This window comes from Bailinhaonella thermotolerans, assembly GCF_003594875.1.
Lineage (GTDB): Bacteria > Actinomycetota > Actinomycetes > Streptosporangiales > Streptosporangiaceae > Bailinhaonella > Bailinhaonella thermotolerans.
The window spans coordinates 269,700-284,766 of the sequence record NZ_QZEY01000007.1; the positions used below are offsets into that span (position 1 = coordinate 269,700).

14 protein-coding genes are annotated in these 15,067 nt (G+C 74.6%); 6 read left to right on the forward strand and 8 right to left on the reverse strand.

The genetic code is table 11. The features are described from left to right. The first annotated feature begins 1 nt into the window (after nucleotide 1). The 3 genes from D5H75_RS20430 (at nucleotide 2) to D5H75_RS44190 (ending at nucleotide 3,963) form a co-directional block, all read left to right on the forward strand. On the forward strand, nucleotides 2–574 hold the full coding sequence (locus D5H75_RS20430; RefSeq protein ID WP_119928086.1) for a 3-hydroxyanthranilate 3,4-dioxygenase: 573 nt from the start codon (nucleotides 2–4) through the stop codon (nucleotides 572–574). A 129-nt stretch (nucleotides 575–703) separates the two neighbouring features. Then, nucleotides 704–1,528, forward strand: a complete 825-nt coding sequence (locus tag D5H75_RS43280) for a MerR family transcriptional regulator (protein WP_242454385.1) — start codon at nucleotides 704–706, stop codon at nucleotides 1,526–1,528. Continuing rightward, entirely contained in the window at nucleotides 1,525–3,963 is a 2,439-nt protein-coding gene (locus D5H75_RS44190) for a VIT domain-containing protein (RefSeq protein ID WP_119928087.1), read from the forward strand. Before D5H75_RS43280 ends, D5H75_RS44190 begins: the two co-directional genes overlap by 4 nt. An 82-nt stretch (nucleotides 3,964–4,045) precedes the next feature. Here the strand turns inward: D5H75_RS44190 and D5H75_RS20445 are convergent, their stop codons facing one another. Further along, nucleotides 4,046–4,780: a lysophospholipid acyltransferase family protein gene (locus D5H75_RS20445; RefSeq protein WP_422674041.1), complete on the reverse strand. Its 735-nt coding sequence runs from the start codon at nucleotides 4,778–4,780 to the stop codon at nucleotides 4,046–4,048. Between the two features lie 155 nt (nucleotides 4,781–4,935). On the opposite strand from D5H75_RS20445, the gene D5H75_RS20450 reads away from it, so the two are divergent. After that, nucleotides 4,936–5,721, forward strand: a complete 786-nt coding sequence (locus D5H75_RS20450; RefSeq protein ID WP_119928089.1) for an alpha/beta hydrolase — start codon at nucleotides 4,936–4,938, stop codon at nucleotides 5,719–5,721. Nucleotides 5,722–5,736: 15 nt separating this feature from the next. Then, nucleotides 5,737–6,207 carry a hypothetical protein gene (locus tag D5H75_RS20455; protein WP_119928090.1) on the forward strand — a complete coding sequence of 157 codons (471 nt, stop codon included), beginning with the start codon at nucleotides 5,737–5,739 and terminating at the stop codon, nucleotides 6,205–6,207. 210 nt (nucleotides 6,208–6,417) lie between these two features. Here the strand turns inward: D5H75_RS20455 and D5H75_RS20460 are convergent, their stop codons facing one another. The 7 genes from D5H75_RS20460 to D5H75_RS20485 form a co-directional block, all read right to left on the reverse strand. Further along, a complete protein-coding gene (locus D5H75_RS20460; protein WP_119928091.1) occupies nucleotides 6,418–7,683 on the reverse strand; it encodes a WD40/YVTN/BNR-like repeat-containing protein in 1,266 nt (421 codons plus the stop codon). Nucleotides 7,684–7,783: 100 nt separating this feature from the next. Beyond that, nucleotides 7,784–8,518: an endonuclease/exonuclease/phosphatase family protein gene (locus D5H75_RS20465; RefSeq protein ID WP_119928092.1), complete on the reverse strand. Its 735-nt coding sequence runs from the start codon at nucleotides 8,516–8,518 to the stop codon at nucleotides 7,784–7,786. Beyond that, the gene (locus D5H75_RS20470) at nucleotides 8,515–9,459 is read right to left on the reverse strand and encodes an ROK family glucokinase (RefSeq protein WP_119928093.1); all 945 of its coding nucleotides are present in this window, start codon (nucleotides 9,457–9,459) and stop codon (nucleotides 8,515–8,517) included. The genes D5H75_RS20465 and D5H75_RS20470 overlap by 4 nt, the downstream gene beginning before the upstream one ends. Before the next feature lie 70 nt (nucleotides 9,460–9,529). Further along, nucleotides 9,530–10,360 (reverse strand): DUF5304 family protein, encoded by an 831-nt coding sequence (locus D5H75_RS41765; protein WP_202638331.1) that lies wholly within the window; start codon nucleotides 10,358–10,360, stop codon nucleotides 9,530–9,532. Between the two features lie 85 nt (nucleotides 10,361–10,445). Beyond that, a complete protein-coding gene (locus D5H75_RS20475; protein ID WP_119928094.1) occupies nucleotides 10,446–11,624 on the reverse strand; it encodes an ArsA family ATPase in 1,179 nt (392 codons plus the stop codon). A 4-nt stretch (nucleotides 11,625–11,628) separates the two neighbouring features. Beyond that, on the reverse strand, nucleotides 11,629–12,081 hold the full coding sequence (locus tag D5H75_RS20480) for an SRPBCC family protein (RefSeq protein WP_479688595.1): 453 nt from the start codon (nucleotides 12,079–12,081) through the stop codon (nucleotides 11,629–11,631). A gap of 121 nt (nucleotides 12,082–12,202) precedes the next feature. Then, nucleotides 12,203–12,970 carry a metallophosphoesterase family protein gene (locus D5H75_RS20485; RefSeq protein WP_119928095.1) on the reverse strand — a complete coding sequence of 256 codons (768 nt, stop codon included), beginning with the start codon at nucleotides 12,968–12,970 and terminating at the stop codon, nucleotides 12,203–12,205. 186 nt (nucleotides 12,971–13,156) lie between these two features. Here D5H75_RS20485 and D5H75_RS20490 point away from each other — a divergent pair, with 186 nt between their 5' ends. After that, nucleotides 13,157–14,944, forward strand: a complete 1,788-nt coding sequence (locus D5H75_RS20490) for an AMP-dependent synthetase/ligase (protein WP_119928096.1) — start codon at nucleotides 13,157–13,159, stop codon at nucleotides 14,942–14,944. Nucleotides 14,945–15,067 lie beyond the last annotated feature (123 nt).

Sequence of the window (15,067 nt, forward strand, 5' to 3'; positions counted from 1 at the left end):
CATGGCGCTGCCCACGCTGTCGTTCGGACAGCCGTTCAACTTCGAGCGCTGGATCGAGGAGCACCGGGACCTGCTGAAGCCGCCGGTCGGCAACGTGCAGGTCTGGAAGGACGCCGACCTGATGGTCACCATCGTGGGCGGCCCCAACCAGCGCACCGACTTCCACGACGACCCGATCGAGGAGTTCTTCTACCAGCTCAAGGGCAACATGGTGCTGCGCGTGATGGAGGAGGAGGGCAAGCCTCCGGTGGACGTGCAGATCAACGAGGGCGACGTCTTCCTGCTCCCGCCGCACGTGCGCCACTCCCCCCAGCGCCCCGAGCCCGGCTCGATCGGGCTGGTCGTGGAGTTCGCCCGGCCGGACGGGCACAAGGACGCGTTCGAGTGGTACTGCGTGGAGTGCCACCACCTGGTGCACCGCGCCGAGGTCCAGCTCACCTCGATCGTGGACGACCTGCCCCCGGTCTTCCAGGGCTTCTACGACGGCGACCGCACGTGCCCGCACTGCGGCGCCACCCACCCGGGCCGCCAGTGGCCGGACTCCCTGGCCCCCCGCACGGCGCCGCGCGCCTGACGTCCCGCGAGGACGGCCGAGGGCCCGGCACGGCTCGCCGTGCCGGGCCCTTCCGCGTCCGCCGGTCCGCGCGGCCACGAGACCGGCAAAACGTTGACAGTGTCACCGTCATGGTGACACTGTCAACGTATGGAGTGGACGATCGGGGAGCTCGCCGAGCGGGCCGTGGCCGCGCTCACCTCCGACGACGCCCCCTCCATCGACAACCGCCGCGTCCGCGACCTCCCGAACGAACGGCTCATCCGGTGGTACACCTCCACCGGTCTCCTGGACCCGCCCGCCCGCCGGGGCCGCGTCGCGCTGTACGGCCCCCGCCACCTCCTCCAGTTGGTGGCGATCAAACGCCTCCAGGCCGAGGGCCTGTCCCTCACCGCCATCCAGGCCCGGCTGGCCGGCGCCACCGACGCGACGCTCACCCGCGCCGCCCGCCTCCCGGCCCCGCCGCCCTCCTCCGCGCGCGCCCGCCGGGGGACGCCGCCCGCGCCGTCCCCCGGCGCCCCGCCCCTCGACGCCCCGCCCATCGACGCCCCGCCGCCGAGCCCGGCACCGCCCGCCCCGCCGCCGGGCACCCCATCACCACTCGCTTCGCCGCCTCCCGCCCCGTCAGGCCCCTCCCCCGCCGCCCCGGCCGCGCGTTCCCCCCGGTACGGCGGGCCGCGCCCGGAGTCATCCGTACGGTGCGACGACGGGTCCGTCACCTCCCCGCCCGCGGGACCGGGCGAGGACGGCCCGGCGCCCGGCCGCCTGCCCGGACGGGAATCCCGGCATGAAGACCGGCCGGAGCGGGCATTCTGGGCCGAGCCGCCGGGACTGGTCCACGGCGTACGGCTGGCGCCCGGCCTGACGTTGCTGCTGGAGGCGGGGCGCGCGCCGGGCGAGGAGGACGCGCGGGCCATCGCGGCGGCGGCCCTGCCCCTGATCGACGAGCTCACCCGGAGGGGACTGCTCCCATGATCATCGCACCGCTCCCCGAGACCCCGCCCCTGCCGGACGCCGGCCTCGGCGCCCTCGCCACCGAGCGCGGCAACCTGCCCCTGGACAGCGTGGACGTCCACGCCGTGATCACCGGCCCGGCCGCGGCCGTCACCGTGACCCAGGGGTTCCGCAACCCCTTCGACCAGCCGCTCGAGGCGACCTACGTCTTCCCCCTCCCCGCCCGCGCGGCGGTGACGGCCATGCGCATGGAGGCGGCCGACCACACCGTGGAAGGCGTCCTCAAGGAGCGGGCGGAGGCCCGGGCCGAGTACGACGCCGCGATCGCCGCCGGGCACCGCGCCGCCATCGCCGAGGAGGACCGGCCCGACGTCTTCACCATGCGCGTCGGCAACATCGCCCCCGGCGAGCGGGTGACCGTCCGCCTGGCCCTGACCCAGCCCCTCCCCTACGAGGACGGCGCGGCCACCTTCCGCTTCCCCCTGGTGGTCGCCCCCCGCTACGTCCCCGGCGCCCCGATCGACGTCACGCCGTCAGGCCAGGGCGTCGAGCCCGACACCGACGCCGTCCCCGACGCCTCCCGGGTGACCCCGCCCACCCTCCTGCCCGGCTTCCCCAACCCGGTACGGCTGTCGCTGACCGCCGAGCTGGCCCCCGGCTGCCCGCCGTACGACAGGATCGAGTCGGCGCTCCACGTGGTCGCGCGGGACGAGCGCACCATCAGCCTCCAGCCCGGCGAGCGCCTCGACCGGGACTTCGTCCTGCGCCTGCGCGCCGCGCCCGGCGCGACCACGCTCACCCTCACCCCCGACGCCGAGGACGCCGGCGGGCGGGAGGGCGGCGACCGCGCGGACGGCCCCGGCGAGGGCACGTTCACGCTGACGCTCATGCCGCCCGCCGGCGAGACGGCCGGGCGGGAGCGGGACGTGGTGCTGGTCCTGGACCGGTCGGGGAGCATGGCCGGGTGGAAGATCGTCGCGGCGCGGAGGGCGGCGGCCCGGATCGTGGACACGCTCACCGAGCGGGACCGGTTCGCGGTGCTGGCGTTCGACCACCAGGTCGAGGCCGCCCACGACGGGCTGGTGGCCGGGAGCGACCGGAACCGGTTCCGGGCGGTCGAGCACCTGGCGCGGCTGGAGGCGCGGGGCGGCACCGAGATGGTCGCGCCGCTGGAGCGGGCCGTCGCGCTGCTGTCCGGCGGCGCCGCGCCGGGCTCCGGCGGGCGTGACGCGGTGCTGGTGCTCGTCACGGACGGGCAGGTGGCGAACGAGGACCAGATCCTGCGGCGGATCCCCCTGGCCGGGGTGCGTGTGCACACGGTGGGGATCGACCGCGCGGTGAACGCGGGGTTCCTCGGGCGGCTGGCGATGCTCGGGCGGGGCCGGTGCGAGCTGGTCGAGTCGGAGGAGCGGCTGGACGAGGCGATGGAGCACATCCACCGGCGGATCGGGTCGCCCGCGCTGACCGACGTCCAGCTCGCGGCCGGCGGGTTCGAGGTCGTCGAGGGCACGGTCACCGGCGGGCGCGACCTGTTCCCCGGGGTGCCGCTGGTGATCCGGGGGCGCTGGCGCGGGGCGGCCGGGGGCACGCCCGCCGTCCGGGCCGTGACCCCGGACGGGGAGCCGTGGGAGCGGCCGGTCGAGGCGCGCGCCGCCGACGATCCGGCGGCGGCCGTGCTCTGGGCGCGGGCGCGCGTGCGGGACCTGGAGGACGCGTACGCCACGGGGCGGCACGAGCTGCGCGACGAGATCGTGGCGACGTCGCTGCGGTACGGCGTGCTGTGCCGGTTCACGGCGTTCGTCGCGGTGGACTCGCGCGCCACGGGCGCCGAGGGATCGCCGCACCGGGTGATCCAGCCGGTGGAGCTCCCCTCGGGCTGGGAGATGCCCGCGCCCGCCGCGCCGGGAGCCCGCGGGTTCGCGGCGGAGGCGGCCGCGTTCACCGCGGGGACCTTCGCGGGCGGGGCGACGCTCCCGCGGTCCCTCTCCGTCCCGCCGGAGAGCCCCCCGCTCGCCGGCGGCCCGGGCACGGCCGCCGGGCCGTTCCCCGCCCGCCGCGCCGCCGCCGAGGCGCCCGCGGCCAAGCGCCGGGCCATGCCGCCCGGCAGCCGCCCGGTCGGGGCGGAGGTGGTGCGGGAGGTGCTGCGCGAGGAGCTGGCCCGCCTGCACGACCTGGAGACGGCCCCGCCCGCCGAACGCCGGAGCCACCTGTCCGACCTGGTCACCCGCCTGGGGGCGTTCCTGCGGGACTGGTGGCCCGCCGATGAGGAGACCGCCGAGATCCTGCGGGACCTGGAGAGCGCCCTCCCCCGCCTCGACCCGGCGGCCCCCTCGGCGGACCGCTCCGCCACGGACCTGGCCACCCGCTGGGCCCACGCCGTCCAGGTCCTCGAAGCCCACCTCACCCCGGGCCGCCCGGGCCCCGCGCCGGACGCTCCCCGCGAGTTCTGGACCTGACGCGGCCGCCGTACGGCGAGAGCCCCGCCCTCCGGTCTTCCGGCCGGGGGACGGGGCTCTCGCCGTACGGCGGCGCGGGGCGTCAGTCGGTGGTGACGGCGGTCTGGTCCTCGGCCTTGGTGGCGCCGGTGCGGGCCTCCTGCTCGCGGGCGGCGCGAATCATGTCGATCTTGGCCTTGGTGGCGTACTTGTCGACGTACTCCTGGCCGGAGAGCTCCATCAGGGCGTACATGATCTCGTCGGTGACCGCGCGGAGGACGAGCCGGTCGGACTCCAGGCCGTAGTAGCGGGAGAAGTCCAGGGGCTTGCCGAAGCGCACGCCCGGGCGGACGCGGAAGTTCGGCATGAGCTTGCCGGGGGGCTGCAGCTCGTAGGTGCCGACCATGGCCATGGGGATGACCGGGACCCGGGCCTCCAGGACGAGGCGGGCGACGCCCGTCTTGCCCTTGTAGAGGCGGCCGTCGGGGGTGCGGGTGCCCTCGGGGTAGATGCCCAGCAGCTTGCCCTCGCGCAGGACGCGCAGGCCCGTCTTGATCGCGCGCTCGCCGGCCTGGCCGCCGGAGCGGTCCACCGGGATCACGCCGACGCCGCCCATGAAGCCCTTGCTGATGAGGCCCTTGATCCCGCGCCCGGTGAAGTACTCCGCCTTGCCGATGAACCACACCTTGCGCGGCAGCGGCAGCGGCCCGAAGAAGTGGTCGGAGAAGGACAGGTGGTTCCCGGCGATGATGGCGGGACCTTCGCGGGGAACGTTCTCCACGCCTTCCGCCCAGGGACGGAACACCAGGTGGAGGATCGGGCTCAGAATGGCCTTCACCACCCAATAGAACACTCCCGACCCCTTCCATGGATCAAAGCGCGATATGTGCGAACATCTTCGCACCCTCGCCCGCCAACACCTACACCTGGATTGCCGGGATCGCCCGTGCGACGATGCGATCCGTGCCCCAACGAGCCGAGGGGAGGCATCCGATGCCGGTGATGCCCGGCGCCGAGCCGTACCACCACGAGGGCGGTCCGGTCGCGGTCCTGCTGTGCCACGGTTTCACGGGAACACCGCAGTCCTTACGCCCATGGGGAGAATACCTGGCCGCGGAGGGGCTGACGGTTGCCTTGCCGCGCCTGCCCGGCCACGGCACCACGTGGCGGGAGATGGCGCGCACCCGCTGGGAGGACTGGTACGCCGAACTGGACCGCGCCTTCGAGGAGCTCCACGCGCGCAGCGCCGACGTGTTCGTGATGGGTTTGTCGCTGGGCGGCTGCATGGCGCTGCGGCTCGCCGAACAGCGCGGAGAGCAGGTGCGCGGCGTCGTCGCGGTGAACCCCTCGCTCTACCCCGACCACCCGCTGCTGAAGGTCGCGCCGCTGCTCAAGTGGGTGATCCCGTCCGTGCCGGGGGTCGCGAACGACATCAAGAAGCCGGGCGCGGAGGAGCTCGCCTACGACCGCACGCCGGTCCGGGCCGCCGCCACACTCCCCAAGCTCTGGGCGCGTACGGTCGCCGGTCTTGGGCAGGTGAAGCAGCCGGTGCTGGTGTTCCACAGCCCGCAGGACCACGTGGTCGGGCCGAACAGCGTGCGCCTGCTGCGAGAACGGATGACCGGGGGGAATCTGGACGTGCGCGAGCTGACCGACAGTTATCACGTGGCGACGCTGGACAACGAGGCGCCGGTCATTTTCGCCCAGAGCTTGGAGTTCATCCGCACGAATGCGTCGGTACCCTTGCAGAGTAGGGGTGGACGAGAGCGAGAAGCTTAAAGTGACGAGCCCAGAGTGACGAGCCAGCGCGACCCACAGCGAGACGAGGACGAGGTCTTCCGGCAGATCGTCGCGTCCTTCGACGAGCCGGCGGACGGCGATCAGCCGTGGCCGGAGCGGGAGAACGTCCCCGCCGAGCCGACCCGCCGCGTCGTCAAGAGCGCGGACGAGGCGCCCGGTGCCCCCGGCGTGCCCGGTGTGCCCGGCGAGGCCCCGGCGCGCGCCGAAGGCGACGACGAGGGCCACTACGAGCCGCCGCCCCCGCCGCCGCTGCCCAAGCTCGACGTGATCAGCAAGGTGGCGTGGCTGGCGCTCTTCGGCGGCCCCGCCTACCTGCTGATCTTCACGATGTTCGGCTGGGACATCCCCAACTGGGCCGCCTTCTGCGCGGTGGGCGCGCTGATCGGCGGTTTCGTCACCCTCGTCGTCCGCATGGGCGACGACCCCCCGCGCGACTCCGGCTGGGACGACGGCGCCGTCGTCTGACCACGCCGCCTGACCACGCCGTCTGACCACGCCGTCCTCCGGCCGCCCTCATCCGCCGTCGTCCCGACCGCCCCCAGCGTCCCGCCCGTCCCGTACGGCCCGGGGCCGGGGCACTGCGACGCGCCGGAGCCCTGCCGCGCGCGCGGGAAGGCTCTGGGGCCGTTCCCAGGCGTGGGGCCGGCGAGGGTTCGGGCCGGGGTTCAGGCGCGTTCAGGCGGGCGGGGTGAAGCGGGTGACCAGGTCCGTGTAGCGGTCCGCGGGGTCCACGGAGTGGCCGACGGCCCAGGCGGCGTCGTGGCCGGGGACCTGGCTGACGGACTGGACGCGGACCAGGGAGCCCGACGGGGCCGGGCTCGTGTGGACCGCCTTCCACTTCTTCCCGTCGAAGCGGAGGAAGTAGGCGGTCTCCGGGCGGTCCGGGTCGAACCCGGAGATCCACAGGTGCCCGTCGCCGTCACCGGTGAGGGAGTACAGCTCCGCGCGCGCGGTCGGGATGGTGACCTTGCTCCAGCGCTTGCCGTCCCAGCGGAGCACGAGGGGGCGGATGCGGCCGCCCTCGTAGACGCCGCCGATCGCCCAGGCGCGCTTCTCCCCCTCGGCGTACACGTCGCGCAGGAACCCGCCGGGCACGTCCGGCGCGTCCACGGTCTTCCACTTCGTGCCGTTCCAGCGCATGATCAGCGGCTCGGCCCCGGTGTCCCCGACCGCCCAGGCGTGGTCGCGGCCGGTCAGCGTGACGCCGTACAGCGCGCCCGGCGTCTTCTTGGGGGAGAACGTCCACTCGCGCCCGTCGTATCCGGCGATCAGCGTCTCGCCGTCGCGTGTGCCCACGGTGAACACGCGCCCGGGCACCGCGTCCACCCCGGCGAGCCAGGACCCGTCGAGCAGGCCGGGCACGTTGACCCGGTCCCAGGTCGCGCCGTCGCCGTGGACGATGTACGGCTGGCGGTCGTGGCCCTCGCCGATCGCCCACAGCTCCTCGCGGGACGCGGCGGCGACCGCGCGCAGGTGGTCGGCCCCGATCGCGTCGTTGCGGATGGGGACGGAGGTCCAGCTCTGGCCGTTCCAGTGCGCGATCACCGCGCGGGTCTGCCAGACGTCCCACACGGCCTGGTGCCCGACCGCCCACACGTCCTGCCCGCCGACGGCGACCACGTCCGACAGCGACGCGTCCGCCCGGAGCTGCCCGGTGGACGAGCTGCGCCACGCCTCCGCGAGCGCCGGCTCACTCGGCCGTACGGCTCGCGCCCGCCCCGGCGCCCCGGCCCCGCCCTCCGGCCGTGCGGCCTGGTCACGGGGCTGGGCGACGGGCCGAGCGACGGGGTGAGAGGCAGGCTGGGCGACGGGCTGGGCGGCGGCCCGCCCGGGAGACCGGCCGGACCCGTCGGGCCGGTGTACGGCCTCGGCGGGGGCGGACGCGACGCAGAGCAGGGCGGCCGCCGCCAGCCCCGCCGCAACACTCCGCCCGCGTCCCAACCCGGTCCGCCCCCCCGTCTCCGATGGTCGTGGCGCCGCTCACCGGCGCCGGCGCACGTCCTAGCCTGCGAGATTCTCCGGCCGCGTGCGCGAGGAAGTCCTAATGCGAGAATCGTACGGGTATCTCCGGCCCGGAGGGCGCGGACCCCTGATCCGGTTCGACCTCGGCCACCACCGGGAGGTGGTCCGACGCCGCCCGCAGGTCCCCGGGATCGGCCCGCGCGACCCCGCACGACACCACCCGCAGGCCCTCCCCCACGAGGATCCCGTCGATCCGCGCGCGCGGCCCCCGCGCCGGGAACGTGAGGTTCCCGCACGCCGCCCCCGCGTCGGCGTACCCCCGGCCCAGATACCTCCACACCGGCCCGTCCGGCCCCTCGTTGAGGTCCCCGGCGAGTACGGCCCGCGCCCCGTGCGCGCGCCGGAGCGCCGCGACCCGCCCGGCGATCTCGGCGGCGTGCGCCAGCCGCGCCCCGCCGTGCAGGTCGAGGTGGACCGAGCCCACCACCAGCCGCTCCCCGTCCACCTCGACGGCCGCCAGCGCCAGCGCCCGCCGTTCCAGCCGGGCGAACCCGCGCAGCGGGGCCGAGGCGTCCGCCAGCACCCGCACACGCGGCGAGACGGCGACGGCCACCCCGCCCACGCGCACGCCCGCGGCAGGCCGCAGCCCGGCCGACTCCGCCAGCAGGGCGCGCCGCCGCCGCCAGAACGCCAGCCGCGGGACCTCCTGGAGGCAGAGCACGTCGGCGCCCAGGCCCCGGATCACCCGGAGCAGCGCGGAGCGGTCGTCCCGCAGGCCGCGGACGTTGTAGGAGGCGATCCTGATCAGGGTCAACGCTGACGGGCGAGGTCGGCCGCCCCGATCACGCCGGCCTCCGCGCCCAGCTCGGCCACCCGGATCTCGGCGAGCGGCCGGTGGGAGCGCGCGGTCAGCGACTCGGAGAAGGTCTTCCTGGCCGGTTCCAGCAGCAGCTCGCCGGCCTCGCTCACCCCGCCGCCGATCACGAAGCAGGCCGGGTCGAGCATCGCCGCGATGTCGGCCAGCCCCTGCCCCAGCCAGTCGCCCAGGATCCGGAACGCCTCCAGGGCGAGCACGTCGCCCTCCAGCGCCGCCGAGGTGATCTCCGGCCCGGTCACGCCCTCCGGCGTGCCGTCGCCCAGCTCCAGCAGCCGGTCCGCGCGCAGCGGCTCGGCGCGCATCAGCTCGCGCGTGTTCTCCACGAGCGCGTTGCCGCTGGCGTACTGCTCCCAGCAGCCCCGGTTGCCGCAGCCGCACAGCCGCCCGCCCGGCACGACGGTCAGGTGCCCCATCTCGGCGCCCATGCCCCAGCGGCCCCGGTAGAGCCGGCCGTCGAGCACGATGCCGCCGCCGATCCCGGTGCCGACCGTCAGGCACACCAGGTGGCTCTGCCCGCGCCCCGCGCCGAACCGGGCCTCGCCCCAGGCCATCGCGTTCGCGTCGTTCTCGACGACCACCGGCAGGTCGATGCGGTCCTGCACCTTCTTGCGCAGCGGCTCCTCGCGCCAGGCGAGGTTGGGCGCGAACCTCACCACCGAGCGGGTCTCGTCCACGAACCCCGCCGCGCCGATGCCGACCGCCTCCACCCGATGGCGCTCGCCGAGCCGCTGGACCACGGTCGCGATCGTGTCGGAGATCTGTTCCACGTTGTTGGACGGCGTGGGCAGCTTGAGGTTGTCGACCATATGGCCGTCCTCGTCGACCACCCCACCGGCGACCTTCGTGCCGCCGACGTCCACACCGATCGTCAGGCCCACTGCCACTCCTCAACTCCGCGCGCGCCGCACGGCCCGCGAAAATCCTCCCCAGGCTGGCGATGGCGTAACGTCAGCCCAGGTCGATGTGCTCCACACCCTGGTCCCGGCGCTGCCGCGCGGGCTTCTGGTAGGCCTCGAACGCGTCCCGGAACGCCGCGAACAGCTCGCCGCCCGCCGCCATCAGGTGCGACGCGACGTCCGGGCCCGCCTCGCGGCCGGCGGCGATGGCGCGGCAGACCGGGCAGGCCCGGCAGACGTACTCCTCGCCGTGCGGCTCCCTGACCGCCTCGCCCCACACGTCCCTGGCGCGGTCGCCGGGCCGGTCACCGTGCCGGTCGCCGGGCCGGTCGCGGCCGCCGCGCGCCGCCGCGCGGGCCGCCTCGCCCAGGCCGCCGCCGAGACCCCCGAGGCCGCCGCCCAGGCCGCTGAGCCCGCCGCGGACCACGCCCTTGCCGAACTCCCGGCCGAGCCGCCGCTGGAGGGCGTCCACCAGGCGCATCGCCTCCTCGGCCGCCGACCCGAGCCCCTCGCCGATCGCCGACGCGCGGTCGGACGCGCCCTGGGAGGACCGCGAGGAGCCCGCGGCCACGTTCTCGTCGGGCGTGGGCCCGGTCGGGACGGACCTCTCCTCGTCCGCGCCGGAGCCGGCGTCGCGTACGGCCGCGCCCCACACGTCCGCCTCCGCCTCCCTGGACCACCCGCCGCGCTCCGGCGAGCCCGCGTCGTCCAGGCTGCCGGGGACGACCGGGTCGGCGCCCCCGGGCTCGGCGCCGGGGCCGGTGGCGGCGTAGGTCTGGTCGGTCAGCGCGTCGCGGACGGCCTCGCCCCACACGTCGCCGTGACCGTTCCCGGTGTGGGCCCGGTCCCCGCCCGCCGTGCCGCCGGATCCGTGCTCGCCCATGGCCGCCTCCCTGTCACTGATGATCGCCGTCCCGGCGTCTCCGTTACGTGCCGTCTCGGTGCGCGCCGGCCACGCCGCGCGGTGCTCAGTCCGCGGCGGGCCCGCCTGTCTCGAACCGTACCCGCAGCGTCCCGTCCCTGAGCGAGGCCGCCCCCACCGTCCGCCGCGCGAGCACGCCGGGCAGCGCGAGCACCCGGCGGTACGACCGCGCGGTCACGATCAGCTCGTCGGCCTTGCGCGCCAGGTCCACCTCCTCGCGCGAGGCGAACGGCAGGTCCAGCAGCAGCTCGTAGTCCTCGCCCGCCGGGACGACCCGCAGCGGCGGCTCGGCCTCGGGCGGGGCGAACGGGTCCGCGTCGCCGTACAGCCGCTCCCCCACCGCCGCGAGCTGCTCCGCGCCCACGGGCTCGGCCGGCAGGTAGGGCACGGTGTAGATGGGCAGCGGCGCGAACGAGTGCTCCACCTCGGCCATGCGCGCCGCCTGCGCGTCCACCCAGGCCCGGCGCCACTCGTCGGCCCCCTCGGCCGGGAAGACCCGGTTCGCGATCACGCCGTCCACGCGGTAGCCGTACAGGGACAGGGACGTGAGCGTACGGCGGGCCTCGGCGACGACGACGGACTCCGGCGTGAGCACGAGCCGCACGGACGCGTCGTCCCCGGCGAGCAGCGCGCGGACGTCCATCAGGCCCCGGTGGAACCGCTCCCCGGCGGAGATCACCTCGTCCTCGGGCATGGACACCCCGGCGACGCGCCGCAGGACCGGCCCGAACGCGCGCACGACCCGCCGCCCGATCGGCAGCAGCCGGTTCACGTGCCAGTCGAGCGCCTCGGGCAGGGCCAGCAGGCGCAGGGTCTCGGCGGTGGGCGCGCAGTCCACCACGATCACGTCCCAGCGGCCGGTGCGGGCCTGCTCGCGCAGCTCCAGCAGCGCCATGACCTCCTCGGCGCCGGGCAGGACCGTGATCTCCTCGGAGGTGATCTCGTCCAGGCCCAGCTCGGCGAGCACGCCCAGGGCGTACCCCCGCAGGTCGCCCCAGGAGCGCTCGACCGCCTTCTGCGTGTCCACCTGCTGCAGGAACAGGCCGGGCGCGATCTCGGCGGGCTCGGCGGACGGGGGCACGTCGAAGGCGTCCGACAGCGAGTGCGCGGTGTCGGTGGAGACGACCAGCGTCTTGTGGCCGCGCCGGGCCGCCAGCGTGGCGGTCGCCGCGGCGGCGGTCGTCTTGCCGACGCCGCCCTTGCCGGTGAACAGCAGAACTCTCATGGATTCATCGGTTCTCGACGCGTTTCTTCAGCCCCTTGAGCGCCGTGTCGATGATGACCTTTTCCGCCTTGCGCTTGATCATGCCGATCATCGGGATCCGGATGTCCACGGCCAGCTCGTACGTGACCTCGGTGGCGCCGCCGGACGGGGCCAGGCGGTAGCTGCCGTTGAGCTCGGACACCACCGCGCCCCCCTCGACGACGTGCCAGGACACCTGGTCCTCGCCCCAGTCGTAGCCGAGGGTGTACTCGTCCTTGATCACGCCCGCGTCGAGCGCGAACCGCACCTTCGAGGCGCGGCCGTCCGGCCCCTCCTCGACGACCCGCACGCCGCGCACCTGGCCGGCCCACTCGGGATAGGCCGGGAAGTCGGCGATCACGGACATGATCTCGGCGGCGGGCGCGTCGATCACGATTCTGGAGGTGGTGCGATCCGCCACGAGCAGCCTGCTCCCCACGTTGCGATCCCCACCGGTCCCGCCGGGGCCGCGATGGACCGGCGGACCGGGGAGTACCGGTTCGGATCGGTCGATCGGTTCGGAACGGCGCGGATCGGTGCTGCCAGGAAAACCGTACCCTTTACCACTCCAGCGCGTAGGGACGGCCACGCCCGCGGAAATGCCCCACGTTCACGCATTCGGTACGGCCGATGCGCACGCGCGAGGCCAGCGGCTGGTGCACGTGCCCGAACAGGACGTACCTCGGCTGAGTCTCCCTGATCGCCTCCAGCACCGCCTCGCTGCCACGCTCGAAACGCCGCGCGACCACGTCGTACAGCAGGTCGGGCACGGCCGGCGGGATGTGGCAGCACAGGACGTCCACCTGGCCGACGGCGGCGACCTTGGCGGCGTAGGCCTCGTCGTCGATCTCGTTGGGCGTGCGGTAGCGCGTGCGCAGCCCGCCGCCGACGAAGCCGAAGGTCAGCCCGCCGATCTCCACGGTCTCCCCGTCGAGCACGCGGTGCCCCTCGCGCAGGTGCTCGCCCCACAACGCCGGCACGTCCACGTTGCCGTAGGTGAGGTAGGCGGGCGCGGGCATCGCCGCGAAGATCTCGGCGTACTGCTCGCGGACGGCCCGCTCGATGTGCTCGCGGGGGTCGCCGCCGAGGCCGGCCCACAGCCGCGCGGAGAAGTCCCGGGCCTCGTCGAACCGGCCCTCGGTGCGCAGCCCGATGAACCGCTCGGCGTTCCCGGCCCCGAACAGGTCGGGGAAGATGCCCTGCGCGTGGTCGTCGTAGTCGATGAACAGGATCAGGTCGCCGAGGCAGATCAGCGCGTCCGCGCCCTCCCCGGCCCCGGCGAGGGCGTCGGTGCGCCCGTGGACGTCGCTGACGACATGGACCCGCATGACCGCCCATCGTAGGCGACCCCGGCGAAATACCAAGCGGGCGCTTGGGTGATCGCGATGGAATGCAGGTCGCCCGGCATGGGCGATACTGGAACGGTGCAACGGGGCACACCCCTACCCATTGGTAACCATACGCGATAACCTCCGGGGCGGCCCTGACAGAGCGTGCACCGACGAGGAGTTACCGTGCGCGAATACAGCGTCCCCCTCATGGTGGACGTCGCCGAGTCCGCGAACCTCACCGACGCGGTGTTCGATCGCGCCGAGACGGAGGCGGACGCGGTGGGCTTCCGCCGCAAGACGGCCGCGGGCTGGACCACCGTCACGGTCGGCGAGTTCCGCGACCAGGTCGCCGCGCTGGCCAAGGGCCTGATCGCCGCCGGGGTGGAGCCCGGCGACCGCGTGGCGCTGATGTCGCGCACCCGCTACGAGTGGACCCTCGTCGACTACGCGATCTGGTCCGCCGGGGCGGTCACCGTGCCGATCTACGAGACGTCCTCCGCCGACCAGGTGCGCTGGATCGTCACCGACTCCGGCGCCCGCGCGGTCTTCGCCGAGGGGTCCGCGGTCGCCGCCACCGTGCGCGAGGCCGTGCCCGACCTGAAGGACCTGTGGGAGATCGAGGCCGGCGCGGTCGACGACCTGTCCGCGCGCGGCACGGGCGTGTCCGACGAGACGCTGCGCGAGCGCCGCCGCTCCCGCACCGCCTCGGACCTGGCCTCCATCATCTACACCTCCGGCACCACCGGGCGGCCCAAGGGCTGCCGGCTGACCCACGACAACATCCTGTTCATCGTGCGCAACACGGTGTTCGGCGGGCTCAGCAAGGTCCTGGCCGAGGGCGAGGGCCGCTCCACGCTGCTGTTCCTGCCGCTGGCCCACGTCTTCGCGCGGATAATCCAGGTCGCCTGCGTCGAGGGCGGCATCGTGCTCGGCCACACGCCCAACATGAAGGACGTCGTGCCCGACCTGCAGGCGTTCGGGCCCACGTTCCTGCTCGGCGTGCCGCGCGTCTTCGAGAAGGTGCACAACGGGGCCGAGCAGAAGGCCATCGCCGACGGCAAGGGCAAGATCTTCCACATCGCGGCGGACACCGCCATCGCCTACAGCAAGGCCCTCGACGGCGGCCGGCCCGGCCTCGGGCTGCGGATCAAGCACGCCGTGTTCGACAAGCTCGTCTACGCCAAGCTCCGGGCGGCCACCGGCGGCCGGCTCACCCACGCGATCTCCGGCGGCTCCGCGCTGGGCGACCGGCTGGGCCACTTCTTCCGCGGCGTCGGCATCGAGATCTACGAGGGCTGGGGCCTGACGGAGACCTCCGCGCCGTCCTCGGTGAACACCCCCGAGCGCAACAAGGTCGGCACCGTCGGCCGCCCGCTGCCGGGCGTCGCCGCCCGCGTCGGCGACGACGGCGAGGTGCTGATCCGCGGCCGGCACGTGTTCGACGGCTACTGGAACAACGACCAGGCCACGGCCGAGGCGATCGACGACGAGGGCTGGTTCCACACCGGCGACCTGGGCGAGATCGACGACGAGGGCTTCATCCGCATCACCGGCCGCAAGAAGGAGATCATCGTCACGGCGGCGGGCAAGAACGTCGCGCCCGCGCCGCTGGAGGACAGCCTGCGCTCCCACCCGCTCATCGGCCAGTGCATGGTGGTGGGCGAGAACCGGCCGTTCGTCGCCGCCCTGATCACGCTGGACCCCGAGGCCCTCGAACCCTGGAAGGCCCAGCACGGCAAGAGCGGCGGGGTGAGCGAGCTCCGCCGCGACCCCGAGCTCCTGGCCGAGATCCAGGGCGCGGTGGACAAGGCCAACACCACGGTCTCCCGGGCCGAGTCGATCAAGAAGTTCGAGATCCTCGACACCGACCTGACCGAGGAGAGCGGCCACCTCACCCCGACCCTCAAGATCAAGCGCAACATCGTGCTCCGCGACTTCGCCGCCGAGATCGACGCCCTCTACCAGCACTGACCCCGGGCCCGGCGCGCTCACCCGCGCCGGGTCCCGTCACGTCCCGGCCTCCCCGCGCCGCCCGTACGGCTCCGCGCCGCGCCCCAGCCGCGCCGCGCCCCGCCGTACCGCGCCGTGCCCCAG

Bases quoted from the DNA above. Each gene is read 5' to 3' on its own strand.
- D5H75_RS43280 (WP_242454385.1), top strand. From the start codon at position 704: ATGGAGTGGACGATCGGGGAGCTCGCCGAGCGGGCCGTGGCCGCGCTC.
- D5H75_RS41765 (WP_202638331.1), bottom strand. From the start codon at position 10,360: ATGGGCGAGCACGGATCCGGCGGCACGGCGGGCGGGGACCGGGCCCAC.
- D5H75_RS20485 (WP_119928095.1), bottom strand. From the start codon at position 12,970: ATGCGGGTCCATGTCGTCAGCGACGTCCACGGGCGCACCGACGCCCTC.
- D5H75_RS44190 (WP_119928087.1), top strand. From the start codon at position 1,525: ATGATCATCGCACCGCTCCCCGAGACCCCGCCCCTGCCGGACGCCGGC.
- D5H75_RS20475 (WP_119928094.1), bottom strand. From the start codon at position 11,624: ATGAGAGTTCTGCTGTTCACCGGCAAGGGCGGCGTCGGCAAGACGACC.
- D5H75_RS20450 (WP_119928089.1), top strand. From the start codon at position 4,936: ATGCCGGTGATGCCCGGCGCCGAGCCGTACCACCACGAGGGCGGTCCG.
- D5H75_RS20430 (WP_119928086.1), top strand. From the start codon at position 2: ATGGCGCTGCCCACGCTGTCGTTCGGACAGCCGTTCAACTTCGAGCGC.